This is a genomic window from Pseudomonas sp. MF6755 (assembly GCF_016405635.1).
Classification (GTDB): domain Bacteria; phylum Pseudomonadota; class Gammaproteobacteria; order Pseudomonadales; family Pseudomonadaceae; genus Aquipseudomonas; species Aquipseudomonas haemolytica.
This window is the reverse complement of record NZ_JAEKDA010000015.1, coordinates 200046-217158: the sequence shown is the minus strand read 5'-3', so window position 1 is coordinate 217158 and position 17113 is coordinate 200046. Positions and strand designations below refer to the sequence as shown.

At 61.9% G+C, this 17113-nt stretch carries 16 protein-coding genes; 6 read left to right on the top strand and 10 right to left on the bottom strand.

The window, feature by feature from the left end:
- Positions 1-301 precede the first annotated feature (301 nt).
- The 6 genes from JFT66_RS20905 (at position 302) to JFT66_RS20880 (ending at position 7273) form a co-directional block, all read left to right on the top strand.
- The gene (locus JFT66_RS20905) at positions 302-1222 is read left to right on the top strand and encodes a substrate-binding domain-containing protein (RefSeq protein WP_034120457.1); all 921 of its coding nucleotides are present in this window, start codon (positions 302-304) and stop codon (positions 1220-1222) included.
- Positions 1223-1285: 63 nt separating this feature from the next.
- Positions 1286-2794, top strand: coding sequence for a sugar ABC transporter ATP-binding protein (locus JFT66_RS20900; RefSeq protein ID WP_153870846.1), 1509 nt, complete (start codon positions 1286-1288; stop codon positions 2792-2794).
- Positions 2760-3752, top strand: a complete 993-nt coding sequence (locus tag JFT66_RS20895) for an ABC transporter permease (RefSeq protein WP_198860013.1) — start codon at positions 2760-2762, stop codon at positions 3750-3752. The genes JFT66_RS20900 and JFT66_RS20895 overlap by 35 nt, the downstream gene beginning before the upstream one ends.
- Before the next feature lie 27 nt (positions 3753-3779).
- Positions 3780-4871, top strand: coding sequence for an alcohol dehydrogenase catalytic domain-containing protein (locus JFT66_RS20890; protein WP_198860012.1), 1092 nt, complete (start codon positions 3780-3782; stop codon positions 4869-4871).
- Positions 4872-4875: 4 nt separating this feature from the next.
- Complete coding sequence (locus JFT66_RS20885) at positions 4876-6408, top strand: FGGY-family carbohydrate kinase (protein WP_198860011.1); 1533 nt, start codon at positions 4876-4878, stop codon at positions 6406-6408.
- A 139-nt stretch (positions 6409-6547) separates the two neighbouring features.
- Positions 6548-7273, top strand: a complete 726-nt coding sequence (locus tag JFT66_RS20880) for an SDR family oxidoreductase (protein ID WP_198860010.1) — start codon at positions 6548-6550, stop codon at positions 7271-7273.
- Here the strand turns inward: JFT66_RS20880 and JFT66_RS20875 are convergent.
- The 10 genes from JFT66_RS20875 to JFT66_RS20830 all read right to left on the bottom strand — a co-directional run bounded on the left by JFT66_RS20875 (position 7270) and on the right by JFT66_RS20830 (position 17101).
- Positions 7270-8274 carry a LacI family DNA-binding transcriptional regulator gene (locus tag JFT66_RS20875; RefSeq protein ID WP_198860009.1) on the bottom strand — a complete coding sequence of 335 codons (1005 nt, stop codon included), beginning with the start codon at positions 8272-8274 and terminating at the stop codon, positions 7270-7272. The genes JFT66_RS20880 and JFT66_RS20875 overlap by 4 nt on opposite strands.
- 58 nt (positions 8275-8332) lie before the next feature.
- Entirely contained in the window at positions 8333-9196 is an 864-nt protein-coding gene (locus JFT66_RS20870; protein WP_198860008.1) for a LysR family transcriptional regulator, read from the bottom strand.
- Between the two features lie 77 nt (positions 9197-9273).
- Complete coding sequence (locus JFT66_RS20865) at positions 9274-10518, bottom strand: Vps62-related protein (RefSeq protein WP_034120444.1); 1245 nt, start codon at positions 10516-10518, stop codon at positions 9274-9276.
- Positions 10519-10741: 223 nt separating this feature from the next.
- Complete coding sequence (locus JFT66_RS20860; RefSeq protein WP_198860007.1) at positions 10742-10984, bottom strand: hypothetical protein; 243 nt, start codon at positions 10982-10984, stop codon at positions 10742-10744.
- Between the two features lie 124 nt (positions 10985-11108).
- On the bottom strand, positions 11109-12509 hold the full coding sequence (locus JFT66_RS20855; protein WP_034120441.1) for an amidase: 1401 nt from the start codon (positions 12507-12509) through the stop codon (positions 11109-11111).
- On the bottom strand, positions 12506-13774 hold the full coding sequence (locus JFT66_RS20850) for a Zn-dependent hydrolase (RefSeq protein WP_198860006.1): 1269 nt from the start codon (positions 13772-13774) through the stop codon (positions 12506-12508). The genes JFT66_RS20855 and JFT66_RS20850 overlap by 4 nt, the downstream gene beginning before the upstream one ends.
- A gap of 13 nt (positions 13775-13787) precedes the next feature.
- Entirely contained in the window at positions 13788-14483 is a 696-nt protein-coding gene (locus JFT66_RS20845) for an ABC transporter ATP-binding protein (RefSeq protein ID WP_153870838.1), read from the bottom strand.
- Entirely contained in the window at positions 14483-15232 is a 750-nt protein-coding gene (locus tag JFT66_RS20840) for an ABC transporter ATP-binding protein (protein WP_198860005.1), read from the bottom strand. The genes JFT66_RS20845 and JFT66_RS20840 overlap by 1 nt, the downstream gene beginning before the upstream one ends.
- The gene (locus tag JFT66_RS20835; protein WP_034120435.1) at positions 15229-16239 is read right to left on the bottom strand and encodes a branched-chain amino acid ABC transporter permease; all 1011 of its coding nucleotides are present in this window, start codon (positions 16237-16239) and stop codon (positions 15229-15231) included. The genes JFT66_RS20840 and JFT66_RS20835 overlap by 4 nt, the downstream gene beginning before the upstream one ends.
- 1 nt (position 16240) lies before the next feature.
- Positions 16241-17101, bottom strand: a complete 861-nt coding sequence (locus JFT66_RS20830) for a branched-chain amino acid ABC transporter permease (RefSeq protein ID WP_015884776.1) — start codon at positions 17099-17101, stop codon at positions 16241-16243.
- Positions 17102-17113 lie beyond the last annotated feature (12 nt).

Genomic DNA, 17113 nt, shown 5'->3' with positions numbered 1-17113 from the left:
GGCCACCTCATGAACGCTACTTGCAGACAGACACTCTTCAATCAGTGATTGCTTGAGCGCTAGGTTGTATTTCGTCATGGAACACCCTCCCGAGGGGTCAGGTGTCCAACATTCGGGGGGCAGTTCACGTAAGGGCGGAACCCTAAGTGGCCGTTACCTAAATAACGGATATGCACACCCCCACCCAGAACTCCAAACGACCAACGGGGGCTTGCGCCACCCCCATTTACTTGTTAGCTTCTCGCAAAATGTTAACGATAACATTTACTCTAAAAATAAAAACAAAACAGAGACTCACGCCATGAAAATGCTCCCGAAAACCCTGTGTTTACTGGCTGTCGGCATCACCCTCGGCACTCAAGCATTTGCCGCCACTCAACCCGCGCCTATCCGCATCGGCGCGTCGTTCCAGGAAATCAACAACCCCTATTTCGTCACCATGAAAAACGCCCTGGAAGAAGCCGGTGCGACCATCGGTGCGAAGCTGATCATCACCGACGCCCGCCACGACGTGTCCAAGCAGGTCAGTGACGTTGAAGACATGCTGCAAAAAGGCATCGATATCCTGCTGATCAACCCCACCGATTCGGTCGGCGTGCAATCGGCCGTCAAGTCGGCCCATGCCGCTGGCGTCGTGGTGGTGGCGGTGGACGCCCAGGCGGACGGCCCGCTGGACTCGTTCGTGGGCTCGAAGAACTTCGATGCCGGTTTCCAGGCCTGCCAATACCTGGCTGAATCCATCGGTGACAAAGGCAATATCGCCATTCTCGACGGTATCGCCGTAGTGCCGATCCTCGAGCGTGTGCGCGGTTGCAAAGAGGCGGTGGCCAAGCACCCGGACATCAAGATTGTCAGCATCCAGAACGGTAAGCAGGAACGTGACCAGGCGCTGACCGTCACCGAAAACATGCTGCAGGCCCAGCCCACCCTCAAGGGCATTTTCAGCGTCAATGACAACGGCTCCCTTGGCGCACTCTCTGCCATCGAAGCCAGCGGCATGGAGGTGAAGCTGGTCAGCGTCGACGGCGCGCCGGAAGCGATCAAGGCGATCCAGAAACCCGGCAGCCATTTCATCGCCACCTCGGCCCAATACCCCCGCGACCAGATCCGCCTCGCCCTGGGCATTGCCCTGGCCAAGAAGTGGGGCGCGCAAGTTCCGGCCAGCGTGCCGGTGGACATCACCTTGATCGACCAGGCCAAGGCCAAGGACTTCAGCTGGTAAACCCCCCAGGCCCCACGCAGTCCGTGGGGCCCAGGTCTTCCTTCTGAACGCGAGGTCGGCGGTATGAGCAGTCTTCTGAAGCTGGAAAACATCTGTAAGCGGTACCCGGGAGTACAGGCCCTCAAGTCCATCAACCTGCAAGTGGAGCGCGGTGAAATCCACGCCTTGCTCGGGGAAAATGGCGCGGGCAAATCTACCCTGATGAAGATCCTCGGCGGCGTCGAGCATCAGGACGAAGGGCAGATCCTGATCGATGGCCAGGCCCGGCAATTTGCGACGTACCGCGACGCGATCGCTGCCGGTATCGGCATCGTGTTCCAGGAGTTCAGCCTGATTCCCTACCTCACGGCGGTAGAAAACATCTTCCTCGGCCATGAGTTGAGCAATCGCCTGGGCCTGTTGCGCAAGCGCGAGATGGCCGAGGCGGCGCAGGCGTTATTCCAGCGCCTGGGGGTGAGCATCGACCTGCACTGCGCGGTCAAGCACCTGAGCGTTGCCGAGCAGCAGTTCGTCGAAATCGCCAAGGCCCTGGCCCTGGATGCGCGCCTGCTGGTACTCGACGAACCCACCGCGACCCTGACCCCCAGCGAAGCCGAGTTGCTGTTCGAGATCATGCGCGAACTCAAGCGCCAGGGGGTGGCGGTGATTTTCATCTCGCACCATCTGGAAGAGATTTTCCAGGTGTGCGACCGCATCAGCGTGCTGCGCGATGGCGGCAATGTGGGCGTCACCGATGTGGCCGACAGTGATATCGACCGCCTGGTGGAGATGATGGTCGGTCGCCGCCTGGAATGCAGTTTCCCACCCAAGCCAACCACCGAACGCGGCCCGTTGTTGCTGGAGGTCAAGGACATCCAGTTGGTGCGCAACGGCCCGCACAATAGTTTCCAACTGCACAAGGGTGAGATTCTCGGCTTCGCCGGGCTGGTGGGCTCAGGCCGCACCGAGCTGGCCCTGGGCATGATGGGCGCGCTGCCGTCGGTGAGCAAAGAGGTATGGCTGCGCGGCGAAAAGATCAGCCTCGACGACCCGGCCCAAGCCTTGGCGCAAGGCATCGGCCTGCTGCCGGAAAGCCGCAAGAGTGAAGGGCTGATCACCGATTTCAGCATTCGCGAAAACATCACCCTGAACAACCTGCCCAAGTATCAGAACGCCTCGGGCCTGATCGACAAGGCCAGGGAATGCGCCAGCGTCGAAGCGCTGATGCGCCAGTTGTCGATCAAGGCGCCCAGCGGCGAGAGCCGGGTGCTTAACCTCAGCGGCGGCAACCAGCAAAAAGTCGTGATCGCGCGCTGGATCAACCATCACTGCGACGTGCTGGTGTTCGATGAACCCACACGCGGCATCGACGTCGGCGCCAAGGCGCAGATCTACGCCTTGATGCGCAGCCTCACCGAACAAGGCTACGCCATCATCATGATTTCTTCCGAACTGCCCGAAGTCATCGGCATGTGCGACCGCGTCGCCGTGTTCCACAAGGGCGCGATCGTCAAGGTGCTGGAAGCGTCCGCCGTCAATCCTCAAGAGGTCATGCGCCATGCAACAGGGGGCTCAAGTGAATACGTCCATTAACCCGACAGGCACCAGTCGCTTGCGCCTGAACCTGGCACGGTTGCTGCGCTCGCCGGCGTTTTATCCGTTTGTCGGGCTGGTGGTGGTGACCCTGGTGATGATCCTTGCCAGCGACACGTTCCTCACCGCCAGCAACCTCTCCAACATCGCCCGCCAGGTATCGATCAACGCGATTATCGCGGTGGGCATGACCTGCGTGATTCTCACGGGCGGCATCGATTTGTCGGTGGGCCCGGTGATGGCGTTGTCCGGCACCTTGACTGCCGGGCTGATGGTCGCGGGTGTGCCGCCGGGCCTGGCGATTGGCGTCGGGCTGCTGGTGGGCGTGGCCTTCGGTATCGGCAACGGGTTATTCGTGGCTTACCTGCACATGCCGCCGATCATCGTCACCCTGGCGACCATGGGCATCGCCCGTGGGTTCGGGCTGATGTACACCGATGGCTATCCGATTTCCGGGTTGCCGGAGTGGTTTGCCTTTTTCGGGCGCGGCAGTGTGTTCGGCATGCAGGTGCCAATCCTAATCATGCTGCTCACCTACCTGGCCGCCTATGTGCTGCTGCAACACACGCGTATTGGCCGCTACATCTACGCCATCGGTGGCAATGAAGAAGCAGTGCGCTTGTCCGGGGTACGCGCAGCACGCTTCAAGCTGCTGGTGTATGGCATCAGTGGCCTCACCGCCGCGATTGCCGGGCTGGTGCTCACTTCGCGCCTGATGAGCGGCCAGCCGAATGCCGGTGTGTCGTTCGAGCTGGATGCGATTGCCGCCGTGGTACTGGGCGGCGCCTCGATTGCCGGCGGGCGCGGGGTGATCGTCGGCACCTTGCTTGGCGCCATGCTGCTCGGAGTGTTGAACAACGGTTTGAACATGCTTGGCGTGTCGCCCTACGTCCAGAGCGTGATCAAGGGCGGGATCATTTTGCTGGCTATCTTTATCAGCCGTCAGCGCCATCGATAAATACCTCACCACACAGGACCGAACACCATGGACAAGCACACCCAAATGCAAGCCGTCGTCTGCCACGGCCCGAAAGACTATCGCCTGGAACGTATCGGCAAACCCCAGCCCCGCGCCAATGAACTAGTGATCCGCATCGCCGCCTGCGGCATCTGCGCCAGTGACTGCAAGTGCCACTCGGGCGCGGCGATGTTCTGGGGCGGTGACAACCCCTGGGTCAAGGCGCCGGTGGTGCCGGGCCATGAGTTTTTCGGCTACGTGGTGGAAGCGGGCGAGGGCGCCGAGGAGCATTTTGAGGTCAAGGTCGGTGACAAGGTCATCGCCGAACAGATTGTGCCGTGTGGCAAGTGCCGCTTCTGCAAGTCGGGCAAATACTGGATGTGCGAGGTGCACAACATCTTCGGCTTCCAGCGCGAAGTGGCCGAAGGCGGCATGGCCCAGTACATGCGCATTCCCAAGACCGCTATCGTGCACAAGATTCCCGAGTCGGTGTCGCTGGAAGACTCGGCGCTGGTGGAACCCATGGCCTGCTCGATCCATACCGTCAACCGCGGTGATCTGCAGCTCGACGATGTGGTGGTGATTGCCGGTGCGGGCACCCTCGGCCTGTGCATGGTTCAGGTGGCGGCGTTGAAGACGCCGAAAAAACTGGTGGTGATCGACATGGTCGACGAGCGCCTGGAACTGGCGAAAAAATATGGTGCCGATGTGGTGATCAACCCGGCCCGTGACGACGCCCGCGAGATCATCAACGGCCTCACGGATAACTACGGCTGCGACGTCTACATCGAAACCACTGGCGTCCCGGCCGGCGTCACCCAGGGCCTGGACCTGATCCGCAAGCTCGGGCGCTTTGTCGAATTCAGCGTGTTTGGCGCCGAGACCAGTGTCGACTGGTCGATCATCGGCGACCGCAAGGAGCTGGATGTACGCGGCGCGCACCTTGGCCCGTATTGCTACCCGATTGCCATCGACCTGTTCGAGCGTGGCCTGGTTACCTCCAAAGGCATCGTCACCCATGATTTCCCGCTGGACGACTGGGCCGAAGCGTTTGAGCTGGCCAACTCGACCAAGTCGATCAAGGTGCTGTTGAAACCGGTGCTGCCTGGCCATGAATAACAGCATGAGCTACGTCATGGGTGTCGACATAGGGACCCAAAGCACCAAGGCGCTGCTGGTGGATGCCCACGGCACGATCATCGCCCAGCACAGTCAGGGCTATCGGGTGGATACGCCGAAAGTGCGCTGGGCCGAGCAATGGCCGCAGGTGTGGCTGGACGCGGTCCAAGACTGCGTGGCCCAGTGCATGGCCAAGGCTGGCGTGCCGGCGCAGCAGGTCAAGGCGCTGTGCATCAGCAGCCTGTACGGTGGCTCGGGGATTGCCGTGGATGCGCAGATGACGCCGCTGCACCCATGCCTGATCTGGATGGACCGGCGTGCCGGCGAGCAAGTGGCCTGGGTGCGCGAGCATGTGGACCTGGACCGGCTGTTCACGGTCACCGGTAACTCGGTAGACAGCTACTACGGCTTCACCAAGATGCTCTGGCTCAAGCAGCATCAGCCTCAGGTGTGGGCAAACACCCGTTACCTGCTGCCGCCCAACAGCTACATCAACTGGTGCTTGACCGGCGAATTGGCGGTGGACCACAGCAGCGCCGGCAATATCGGCGGTGTGTATGACGTGGCGCGGCGCGGTTGGTCCGAGGAGATGCTCGCGGCGCTGGAGATTCCCCTGGCGATGATGCCCGAGCGCCTGCTGTATTCCGGCGAGGTGGTGGGTGGGCTGTTGCCGGACTGGGCCGTGCGCCTGGGCTTGCAGGCGGGCACGCCGATTCTTGCTGGCGGCGTGGACGCGGCCATGGCGACCCTGGCCGCTGGCGTCACCCAACCGGGCAACCATGTGGCGATGATCGGCACCAGCATGTGCTGGGGCTACCTCAACCAGCAGGTCGATGCACACCATGGCTTGGTGAGCATGCCCCACGTCTACAACGGCCACCGCGACCTGTACATCTTCGGCGGTGCGATCACTGCCGGGGCCTCGGTCAGCTGGTTTCGCGAGCAGTTCTGCCAGGCCGAAGAACAGCAGGCCAAGGCGACGGGGCAAGACAGCCTGGTGCTGCTGGAACAGAGCGCGATGAAGATCCCGGCGGGCAGTGAAGGCCTGTTGTTCCTGCCGTACCTGATGGGCGAACGCAGCCCGGTATGGGACGACCGCGCCAGTGGCAGTTTTGTCGGGCTCAACCTGTATCACAGCCGCATCCACCTGTATCGCGCAGTGCTGGAGGGGGTGAGTTTTGCCCTGCGCCACAATATCGAGGCGGGCACCCAGGGCGCCCATTCCCTGGACCCGCGCCTGATTGTGGTGGGCGGGGCGAGCCATTCGGATTTATGGATGCAGATCATCGCCGATGTCACGCGTTACCCGGTTTACACGATTGTCCAGGAGGTTGAAGCCGCCTTGGGCGCGGCGTTGTTGGCGGCGCATACGGTGGGGTTGGTGAGTGACGCGGCGATGGACACGGGCTGGGTGCAGTTGGAGCAACGGGCGCAGCCCAAGCGCGAGAATGTCATGGCCTATGACCGAGCGTTTACCGAGTACCTGAAGCTGTATCCGGCCCTCAAACCGATCATGCACAACCTGCAAGCCGACTGATTCAACACGGTCCAAAAATGTGGGAGCGGGCTTGCTCGCGAATGCGGTGTGCCAGTCACTACATGCATGGCTGAACCACCGCATTCGCGAGCAAGCCCGCTCCCACAAGGGGTCTTTATTGTTCTCGAGAGTTTCGTTTATGCAAGCCACCTTCGATTTCACCCACCAGCGCATCCTCGTTACCGGCGCCAGCAGTGGCATCGGTCGCGAAATCGCCCGGCAACTGATCAACAGCGGCGCCGAAGTCTTCGCCCTCGGCCGCGACGCCAACGCGCTGTCGCAACTGGGCTGCCGCACGTTGTGCCTGGATATCGCCGACAGCGCGGCCCTCGATAAAGCGCTGCAAGACCTGCCGCCCCTGCACGGCCTGGTCAACTGCGCCGGCATCTCGCGCCTGGAGCCCGCCGCCGCCATCAGCGCCGAGGCTTTCGATCAGGTGATGAACGTCAATGCCCGTGCCGCTGCCCAGGTGGCCAGTCGTGTCGTGGCAAAAATGCTCGAGGCGAATATCGCCGGCAGTATCGTCAACGTTTCCAGCCAGGCGTCGTTGGTGGCGCTGGACGACCATCTCGGCTACTGCGCCTCCAAAGCCGCACTGGATGCAATCACCCGAGTGCAATGCGCTGAATGGGGGCGTTTCGGCATACGCGTCAACAGCGTCAATCCCACGGTGACGTTGACGCCGATGGCGAGCATGGCCTGGTCCGACCCGGCCAAGCGCGACCCAGCGCTGGCAGCCATTCCGTTGGGGCGTTTTGCGCAACCGGCGGAAGTGGCGTTGCCAGTGCTGTTCCTGCTGAGCGACGCGGCAAGCATGATCAGTGGCGTGAGCTTGCCTATCGATGGTGGTTACACCAGCCGCTAGCCGTTTTCCAACTGCCCGGCGATGACGACCTTGTCCCGTGGCTTGTACGGGTCTTGCAGGCGGTCGAGCAGCAGGCGTACTGCGCTGCTGCCAGCCAGGGAGGCGTCGTGGGCCACGCAGGCGATGGGTACGCCGAAAATATCGGCGAAGGGCAGGCGGTCGATACCGCAGATGGTCAGGCTGTCGTGGGGGATGTTGTGCATGCGCAATGCGCGCAGGGCTCCCAGGGTGATCAATTGGTTGAAACCCATGATTGCATCCGGCACCGAGTGATCGGCCAGGTAGTCGAGGGTGTGCAGGTAAGCCGGCATCAAGGTGTAGTCGCCGGCCTGCACTTCAACTTCGACCTGCGGGTGTTCGGCCAGCACTTCGCGCAGGCCCTTGAGACGCTCCACGGTGATGCGTGAATGCTCGGGGCCGGTCAGCACCAGCAGGCGTTTGAAGTGTGGGGTCTGGCGTAGCAGGTAGTGTGCGGCCTGTAGGCCACTGTGGTAATTGTCGAGCACCACGCGGCTGAAAGGGCTGTCGTGGATAGTGCGATCAAGCAGTACCACCGGCGTCTTGCCGTTGGCCAGGCGCTCAAGATAGTCAGGCTGGTAGCTGGGCTCATCGGAGACCGGCGAGAGGATGATCCCCGCCACGCGGTAGCCCAGCAGGGTGTCCACCGCTTTGCTCTCGAGTTCTTCCAGCTCGTCGGTGTCCACCAGCATGATGGTGTAGCCGTGCTGTTTGGCCTCGCGGGAAATCGCCTTGATCATCTCGCTGTAGAACGGGTTGTCCACCGATGCGGTAATCACCCCGATGATCAGGCTTTCACTGCGCTTGAGCCCACGGGCGAAGGCATTGGGCACATAGTCCAGCTCGCGCGCCACCTCGAGGATGCGCGCCAGGGTGGCGGGTTTGACCAGGTCGGGTTTGCTCAGCGCCCGGGACACCGTGATGGTGGTCATGCCGACCCGTTTGGCGATGTCGCTGATGGTGACGGACTTTTTCTTGTTCATCGCAAAGGCTGCAAAAGGAAACACCCGCAGGCTAGCATGCGCGGCGCCATCCGGCGCTTCAAATCAGCGGATCCCAGCGTTGCGACCAGTCACTTTCGGCCTTGACCACCTCGCGCAGCAGCGCCAATGCCTGTTGCAACACCGCCGAATCCCGCGCCCGTGAATACACCAGGTAAGTGGGGAAACTGAACTCCGGTGCCTTGGCTACCCGCTGCATCACGCCACTGTCCAGGTAGCTCTGCACCACCCTCGTGCGGAAATACCCTGCGCCGCCATGCTCCAGGATGTACTGCAACGCCAGCGGTCCGAGGTTGAAACTCAGCGCAGCGCGGGCCTTGTCGGGCAGGGCGGTGTCATGTTGCTGGCGAAAACCCTGGCCCCAATCGATATACACGTACGGCTCCGGCTGGCTTGCCAGTTGCACCAGGATCAGTTTTTCCTCCAGCACCTGCTCCACCTGCAAGCCCGGCCAGTAGTGCGGCTGGAACACCAACGCGGCATCGAGCACGCCCAGTTCCAACTGGCGCAACAGATAGTCGCCTTCGCGGATTTCGGTGCGCAGGGCATGCCCGGGGATGTGCTCGCGCAGGGCCTGGGCCCAGCCGAGCATCAACGGGTTGCACAAGCTGACCTCGCCGCCGATATGCAGCACATTGCGGTAACCATCGGGTAACGGCAGGTCACGCTTGGCGGCTTCCCAGGTTTGCAGCAGCTGGTTGGCGTACACCACGAAGGCCTCGCCATCGGCGGTCAGGCGTGCCCCTGCGCGGTTGCGGATAAACAGCGTGCTGCCCAGTTGGCTCTCCAGGTTCTTCACGCGGGCGGTGATGGCGGTCTGGGTGACGTGCAGTTTCTCGGCTGCTGCGGCGAGGCTGCCGCAGCGGGTGATTTCGAGGAAGGTGCGTGCCAGTTCGATGTCCATGGGGGAGTCGCAGAAGAAAGTGACGGTTATTGTAGAGTCATTGTCCCCTGGACTGGCATTCATTCATGCAGCAGAGGCTACGAGACCAAATACTCTGCCGTTTCGACTACCGTCGCCGAGCCAGGGGCAGACGGGTACTCGGCCCAGTACAAACTGTTGTGCGGTTGCAGCGTAAGGCCTTCACCCACTTCGCTGCCGTCGGTACGCAGCAGCCGGTATGCATAGCTGATCAAAAATACGCCAACGGCTTTATAGGCGCCCAGGGTGCACCAGACAGTGAACGTTTTTGAGGTTGTCCAACCTTGGGTGATTGCGTTGCTCTGGCTGATGCTGAAGTTGCTTTTCGCAGCGGTTTTGAACAGCCCCGCAAAGCCAGCCTCTACGCTTAACTCTATTCCTGCAGTGGTTGAGTTCGTTTGCGTGCTGCTGGTTGATTCACTGGAATGGATCGCCCAGTTGTAGCGTTGAACGTCACCCGTGTTGTTGTGAGCATGGCGAACCAGCACGTAGTTCTCGGTTCTCTGCAAGTGGTACTGAGGTGATTGAATGAACTGCTGATCCGGCGTCAATACGGGGTCAGAGATAACGAACCAAGGCAGTACCATTGTGTAGGTCGCGTTATTACGCTCGAAGTCCGATGGCCGGGCGTAGCCTGTCAACACCGGCGCGTGCGAGGGCGCGACGGGGGCCTGGATGGGCAGGTGCGTACGCAGGGCGAAGGCGCGGGTGACGGATGAGGGCATTGAATATTGGTTATGACCGATAGAGGTTCCCGTACAAAAGAACACTTCTGCCGGCAAGGGCGAGGGCGGCGCAATTTTCCAGGCGGAGAAGTTCGTGCCCGCCTGCGTGCCCCTGTCGTTCCAGACCTCCTCATCGATCCGGGCTTGAATAACCAGGTCTTTACGCACACATTTGACCGCTGCGTTACTCGGAGGTCGAAGGGAATTGTTACAGACCAACCCCATGCTCACGTAACCGGGCGGTGCTACCGGGCGCCAGATCGAAAGGGTGAGTTCGGGTCTGTCTAGCTGCCACACCCAGGTAAAGTCGATCGGTGGTTTGAGCGCGGTCCCTGTCGGGCCCTGTGCGTCCGCCACCACTGGCACCACCTTCAGGCCGTGGATATCGCGGAAGTTAGGCTCGAGTACATCGCCCAGTATTGAATATTCGGCCAGTTCCGGGGGAACTCTGGGGCGATAGAACGTGATGGGCTTATCGCCGAAGTGCTCGTTCTCGCTATTGCCGGTACGGTTATTTCCGTAGTAGGAAAAGTTGTGTGTGAAGTTGATCAAAAGATCTTTGTATCTGATCGGGTCCAAGGTGCATGTACTCTTCAAGGTTAAGGGTTATGACCTTGAGGATTTGACTGCTGATCAGGCCTGTGGCGGCGGTACATAGATGCCCCAGGCCTTGATGACTTCACTGTGGGGACGCCCGATGTTCGGTTGGAAATGCCTTGGCGTATCGCTGGCACACCCGCAGTGCGTCAGTGACGGCGGTTGCCGCTTTTGCTTATCTGGGGCGACGTTCGTGCGTAGCGTCTTACTGGATCCCGATAGACCATCGCCGTGTCGCCTGGTCTTCGTGGCGCTTGTCGAGATCAATTTCGTATTGGCACTGCGGACCTTCGCAACTGTGTTCGAGTTTCAGCGCAGGCAGGGTTTGAACCGGGAACAGTGGCTTGGCCGGGGCCGTCAAGTCGACCGGCACAACTTGCGAAGGTGGAGCTGTGTAGGTCAGGTCCAACGGCGCGCCGTGGGCCATGACAGGCAGGAGGGCGAGCACTGCGCTCGTCAGGACAGTCCTTGTGAATTCCATCTGAAACAATCCGGGCAACAAAAAGAGGCGCGAATTATAGGCCATCCGCGACCGCAGATGCACACGGCAATCTGCGGTCGAAAGCCGCGGTTCAGGGCACGCTCGGTGCTTCAAGGTGTTCGGTGGGGAACGCCTTTGCGTACGTTCGACACACCCCTAACACCATCTCATCGGCAAAACGCGCGCCCACCACATGCAAGCCCACCGGCAGCCCATTCGCCGCCAACCCACACGGCACCGACGCCGCCGGTTGCTGCGTCAAGTTGAAGGGGTAGGTGAACGGCGTCCATTCCATCCACTCGTTCATCCCCGAGTCGGGCGGTACGTTGTGTCCGGCGTCGAACGCGGTGATCGGCATCATCGGCGACACGAGCACGTCGTAGTGCTCATGAAACGCCGCCATACGCGCCACCAATGCTGCCCGCGCTTCCAAGGCTGCGTTGAAATCCTTCAGGCTCAGCCGCTCGCCGCGTTGCGCAATACGCAGCAGCCCTGGGTCCAGCAGTTGCCGTTGGGCGTCGTTCATGGAGCCGGTCAAGCGTGCAGCGCCGGCAGCCCACAACGTGCTGAACACCTCAAGCGGGTCGCTGAAACCTGGGTCGATCTGCTCGACATGGGCGCCCAATTGCACCAGGCCCTCCACGGCCTGGGCGACCACCTTGGCGACCTGCGGATCCACATCCACATAGCCGAACGTGGGGCTATAGGCCACACGCAAGCCTTTCAAATCTGTACCCGGCGTCAGCCACGGCGTGGTTCTCGGTGCACCGATCAAGCCATCCCGCGCATCCGCGTGTGCCACGGTCTGTAGCATCAGCACACTGTCTTCCACCGTGCGGGTCATCGGCCCCAGGTGCGAGAGGATTGTCATGGAACTGGCCGGCCATTGCGGCACATAGCCGAAGGTCGGTTTGATCCCGAACGTGCCGGTAAATGCACAGGGAATACGAATCGAGCCGCCCGCATCGCTGCCCTGGTGCAGCACGCCGAGGTTCAGCGCCGCCGCTGCACCCGCGCCACCGGACGAGCCGCCTGCCGTGGTGCGGGTGTCCCACGGGTTGCGGGTGATCCCGTACAGCGGGTTGTCGGTCACGCCTTTCCAGCCGAATTCGGGGGTAGTGGTCTTGCCCAGCAACACCGCACCGGCCTTGCGCATAAAGGCCGAGAAGGGCGCGTCCACATCCCATGGGCCTTCGGCTGAAGACGTGCGTGAACCCTTGCGCGTCGGCATGCCGAGAGTCAGCGTGAGGTCTTTGATCGACGCCGGTACGCCATCCAGTGCGCCGCAAGGCTCACCTTTCAGCCAGCGTTGTTCCGAGGCCCGCGCAGCGTTCAATGCGCCGTGTGGGTCCACATGGCAGTAGGCGTTCACCACCGGGTTATAGCGTTCGATGCGCAGTAAAGCGTCTTCGGTGACTTCTACCGGTGACAAGCTCTTGTCGCGAAAATGCTGCAACAGTTGCACCGCCGTCAGTTGCCCAATCTCACTCATGCCACGTCCCCCTGAGCCGCATTGACCATGGCGCGCAGCAACACTGCGCAACCGGCCGCCAGGTCATCCGGCGCGGCGTTTTCGATTTCGTTATGGCTGATGCCGCCTTCGCACGGCACAAAGATCATCCCGGCCGGGCCCAGTTCGGCGACGAAAATCGCGTCATGCCCGGCACCGCTGACGATGTCCATATGACTCAAGCCCAAGGCACGCGCGCCATCGCGAACGGCGTTGACGCAGGCCGGGTTGAAGTCCAGCGGCGGGAAGTCGGCGGTGGGTGTCAGTTCAAACGTCAACCCGTGGCGGGCGGCCGTGGTTTCGATCACGCCGCGCACTTCATCGACCATGGCTTGCAGCTTGTCGGCATGCAGGTGGCGCAAATCGATGGTCATGTGCACCTGGCCGGGAATCACATTGCGCGAACCCGGGTGCAGGCTCAGGCAACCGACGGTGCCGCAGGCGTGCGGCTGTTGTTGGTGGGCGATACGGTTGACTGCGCTGACCACCTCGGCAGCGCCGACCAGCGCGTCCTTGCGCAGGTGCATGGGCGTGGGGCCGGCGTGGGCTTCGACGCCGATGAGAGTCAGGTCGAACCACTTCTGGCCCAGGCAACCCATGACCACGCCAATCGTGGTGGCCTGGTCTTCCAGCACCGGGCCTTGCTCGATATGGGCTTCGAAATACGCACCCACCGGGTGGCCCAGCACTTCACGCGAACCGGCATAGCCGATGCGCTGCAATTCGGCGCCCACCGACAGGCCCTGGTCATCGAGCTTGTCGAGGGTGTCCTGCAAGTCGAACTTCCCGGCAAACACCCCGGAGCCCATCATGCACGGCGGGAAGCGCGAGCCTTCTTCGTTGGTCCACACCACCACTTCAATCGGCGCTTGGGTCTCGATCTGCAAGTCATTCAACGTACGGATGACTTCCAGCCCGGCCATCACCCCGTAGCAGCCGTCGAACTTGCCGCCGGTAGGTTGGGTGTCGATATGGCTGCCGGTCATCACCGGCGCCAGGGAGGGATTGCGCCCGGGACGCCGGGCAAAAATATTGCCGATGGCATCCACGCTGACACTGCACCCGGCCGCCTCGCACCACTGCACGAACAAGTCGCGGGCCTGGCGGTCGAGGTCGGTCAGGGCCAGGCGACAGACACCGCCCTTGGCCGTTGCGCCGAGTTGGGCCAGGTCCGTCAGCGATTGCCACAAGCGGTCGCGGTTGATCAGCGGGGCGTTGCTCTGGAGCGATTGCGCAAAGCTATTCATCAGAGATCTCCAATCAGGCACTCAACGCCAGATAACGGTTCTTGATCGACGGGTCGGCACGGAAGTCAGCGGCGCTGCCTTCGTACACCACGCGCCCCTGTTCGAGCACGTAATGGCGGTCGGCAAGCTTGTCGCAGACCATCAGGTTCTGTTCCACCAGCAGCACCGGCAGGCCTTCGTCCTTGACCTTGCGCAGTATCTTCACCAGCTCGTCGACGATCACCGGGGCCAGGCCCTCGGTGGGCTCATCGAGGATCAGCAGCTTGGGGTCGTTAAGCAGGGCGCGGGCGATGGCGAGCATCTGCTGTTCGCCGCCGGACAGCGCGTGGCCGGCGTTTTTGCGCCGTTCCTTGAGGCGCGGGAACATCGCGTACACGTCTTGCAGTTGCCAGCGGCTGCTTTTGCGTACGGCGATGCGCAGGTTTTCCTCGACGCTGAGCAGGCGGAAAATCCCACGGTTCTCCGGCACCAGCGCCAAACCCTGACGCGCAATTTCAAAAATCTTCTGCCCCACCAGTGCCTGGCCGTTGAAGTGAATCTGGCCCTGGCGCGGGCAGATAATCCCGAGGATGCTGCGCAAGGTGGTGGTCTTGCCGGCGCCGTTGCGGCCGAGCAGCGTCACCAGTTCGCCCGGGTTAACGGTCAACGACACGCCTTCGAGCACGTGGCTCTTGTCGTAGTAGGAATGGATATTCTCGACGATCAGCATCAGGCAGCCTCCCCAAGATAAGCACTGCGCACACGTTCATCGGCACGCACGAACTCTGGTGTGCCTTCCACCAGGATCTGCCCGTGGCTCATCACCGTGATGCGTTGGCTGATGGACATGACGATGCTCATGTTGTGTTCGATCAGCAACACCGTGTGGTCGCGGCCGAGGTCGCTGATCAGTTGGGTCATGATCGGGATGTCATCGATGCCCATGCCTGAGGTGGGCTCGTCGAGCATCAACAGTTTCGGCTTGGAGCAGATCGACATGCCCACCTCCAGCACCCGCTGCTGGCCGTGGGACAACTCGCCGGCCAGGGTGTCGGCGCGGGCGCTGAGTTGCAGGCGTTCCAGTACCTGGTCGGCCATCTCCAAGTGCTCACGTTTGCTGTCCACACGGCGCCAGAAATTCAGGGCGCGCGCACCGTCACGGCCTTGGGCAGCCAGGCGCAGGTTTTCGCGCACGCTGAGGTTCTGGAACAGGCTGGTGAGCTGGAACGAGCGCGCCATGCCCAGGCCAACGCGGGCGTGGGCGGGTTTGCGCATCAGGTTCTTGCCGTCGAAATGAATCGCCCCGGCGGTGGCCTGGCGTTCGCCGGTCAGGCAGTGGAACAGGCTGGTCTTGCCGGCGCCATTGGGGCCGATAATGGTGTGGATGGTGCCGGCCTCGACCTTGAGGTTGACGCCATTGACGGCATGGAACGCGCCATAGGCCAGTTCCAGGTTCTGGGTTTCCAGCAGGATGCTCATAGCCCTTCCTCCTTGGCAGCGACGGCGGTTTTGCGGCTGCCACGCACTTTCTCGAACAGCGACGCCAGGCCGCCCCACAAACCACCGCGCATAAAGATCACCACCAGGATCAGGATCACCCCCAGCAGCATCAGCCAGCGCGGCCACAGGTCGGAGAGGAAATCGCCCAGCAGCACGATGGAGCCGGCACCGAGCAATGAGCCGAACAGCGAGCCGGTACCGCCGACGATGGTCATGATCAGGATGTTCTCGGACATCACCAGGTCGATATTCGACAGCGGTACAAAGTGCAGCAGCATGGCGTACAGCGCGCCGGCAATCCCGGTAACCGCGCCGGACAGCACGAACACCAGGATCTTGAAGTGCCGCGTGTCATAGCCGATGGCCGAGGCGCGGGTTTCGTTTTCGCGGATCGCCATCAGCGTGCTGCCGAACGGCGAGGCGATTACCCGGCGGGCGCCGATAAAGATCAGCAGGAACAGCACCGCGACAAAGCCATAGAAGGCGCGGGCGTCGGCCAGTGACAGCAGCACGGTGTCGCCGACACGGATTTCCGGGCGCGGCACGCTGAGCAGGCCGTTGTCGCCACCGGTCCAGTCGCTCAAGGTGTAGGCGACAAAGTAGGCCATCTGGCTGAACGCCAAGGTCAGCATCACGAAGTAGATGCCGGTGCGACGAATCGCCAGGGCACCGACCAGCAAGGCCAGGAACCCACCGGCCAGCGCGGCGCCGAGCAGCGCAGTGAACAAGCCCAGTTGCAGGTGAATCATCAGCAACGCCGCGCAGTAGGCACCGGCGCCAAAGAAGATGCCTTGGCCGAACGACAACAGCCCGGTGTAGCCCAGCAGCAGGTTGCAGGCCAGGGCGGCCATGGCAAAGATCAGGATCTCGGTGGCCAGGGTCGCCGAGGGCAATATCAACGGCAGGCCGATCAGTACCGCCAGTACCCACAGCAACATGGCGTTGGATTGCGTCTTGGCAAACGGCAGGGGATTTTTCTCGCTCATGTCAGGCTCTCCCGAACAGGCCGTAGGGGCGGACCAGAATCACCACGGCCATCGCACCGTAGATCATCAGGCTCGCACCCTGGGGCCAGAGTGTGGTCATCAGGCTTTGCACCACGCCCACCAGCAAACCGCCGACCAGCGCACCACTGAAGGAGCCCATGCCGCCGATCACCACCACCACGAACGCCACCCCGAGAATCTCCGGGCCGACGAAGGGCTGGGCGCCGCGCAACGGTGCGAACAACACCCCGGCGACACCGGCCAGGGCCACGCCGAGGGCGAAGGTCATGGAGAACAGGCGGAAAATATTGGTGCCCAGCAGCGACACCGTTTCCGTGCTCTCACTGCCGGCACGCACCAGGGCGCCGAAGCGCGTGCGTTCCAGCAGCAGCCACAGGCCCAGGCCGACCAGCCCGGAAAACACGATGAGGAACAGGCGGTAGTAGGGGTAGACGAAATCACCCACCACCAGCACGCCGCGCAGCAGTTCGGGTACCGCGACGCTTTTGCCCACCGGGCCCCAGATCATCACGCTGGCTTCCTGGATGATCAGCGCGATCCCCAGGGTAACCAGGATCTGGAACATATGCGGCAAGTGGTAAATGCGCTGGATCAGCAAGCGCTCGATCACCCAGGCCAGCGCGGCCACCACCAGCGGCGCGATCAGCAGCGCCAGCCAGAAGTTGCCGGTGAGGCTCACGGCGGTGTAGCAGATGTAGGCACCCAGCAGGAAGAACGCGCCGTGGGCGAAGTTGACGAAGTTGAGCAGGCCGAAAATGATCGTCAGCCCCACCGCAATCAGGAAGTAGATCATCCCCAACCCAAGGCCGTTGAGGATCTGGAACAGGTAAAGATTAAGCATGCAGGAACCCTC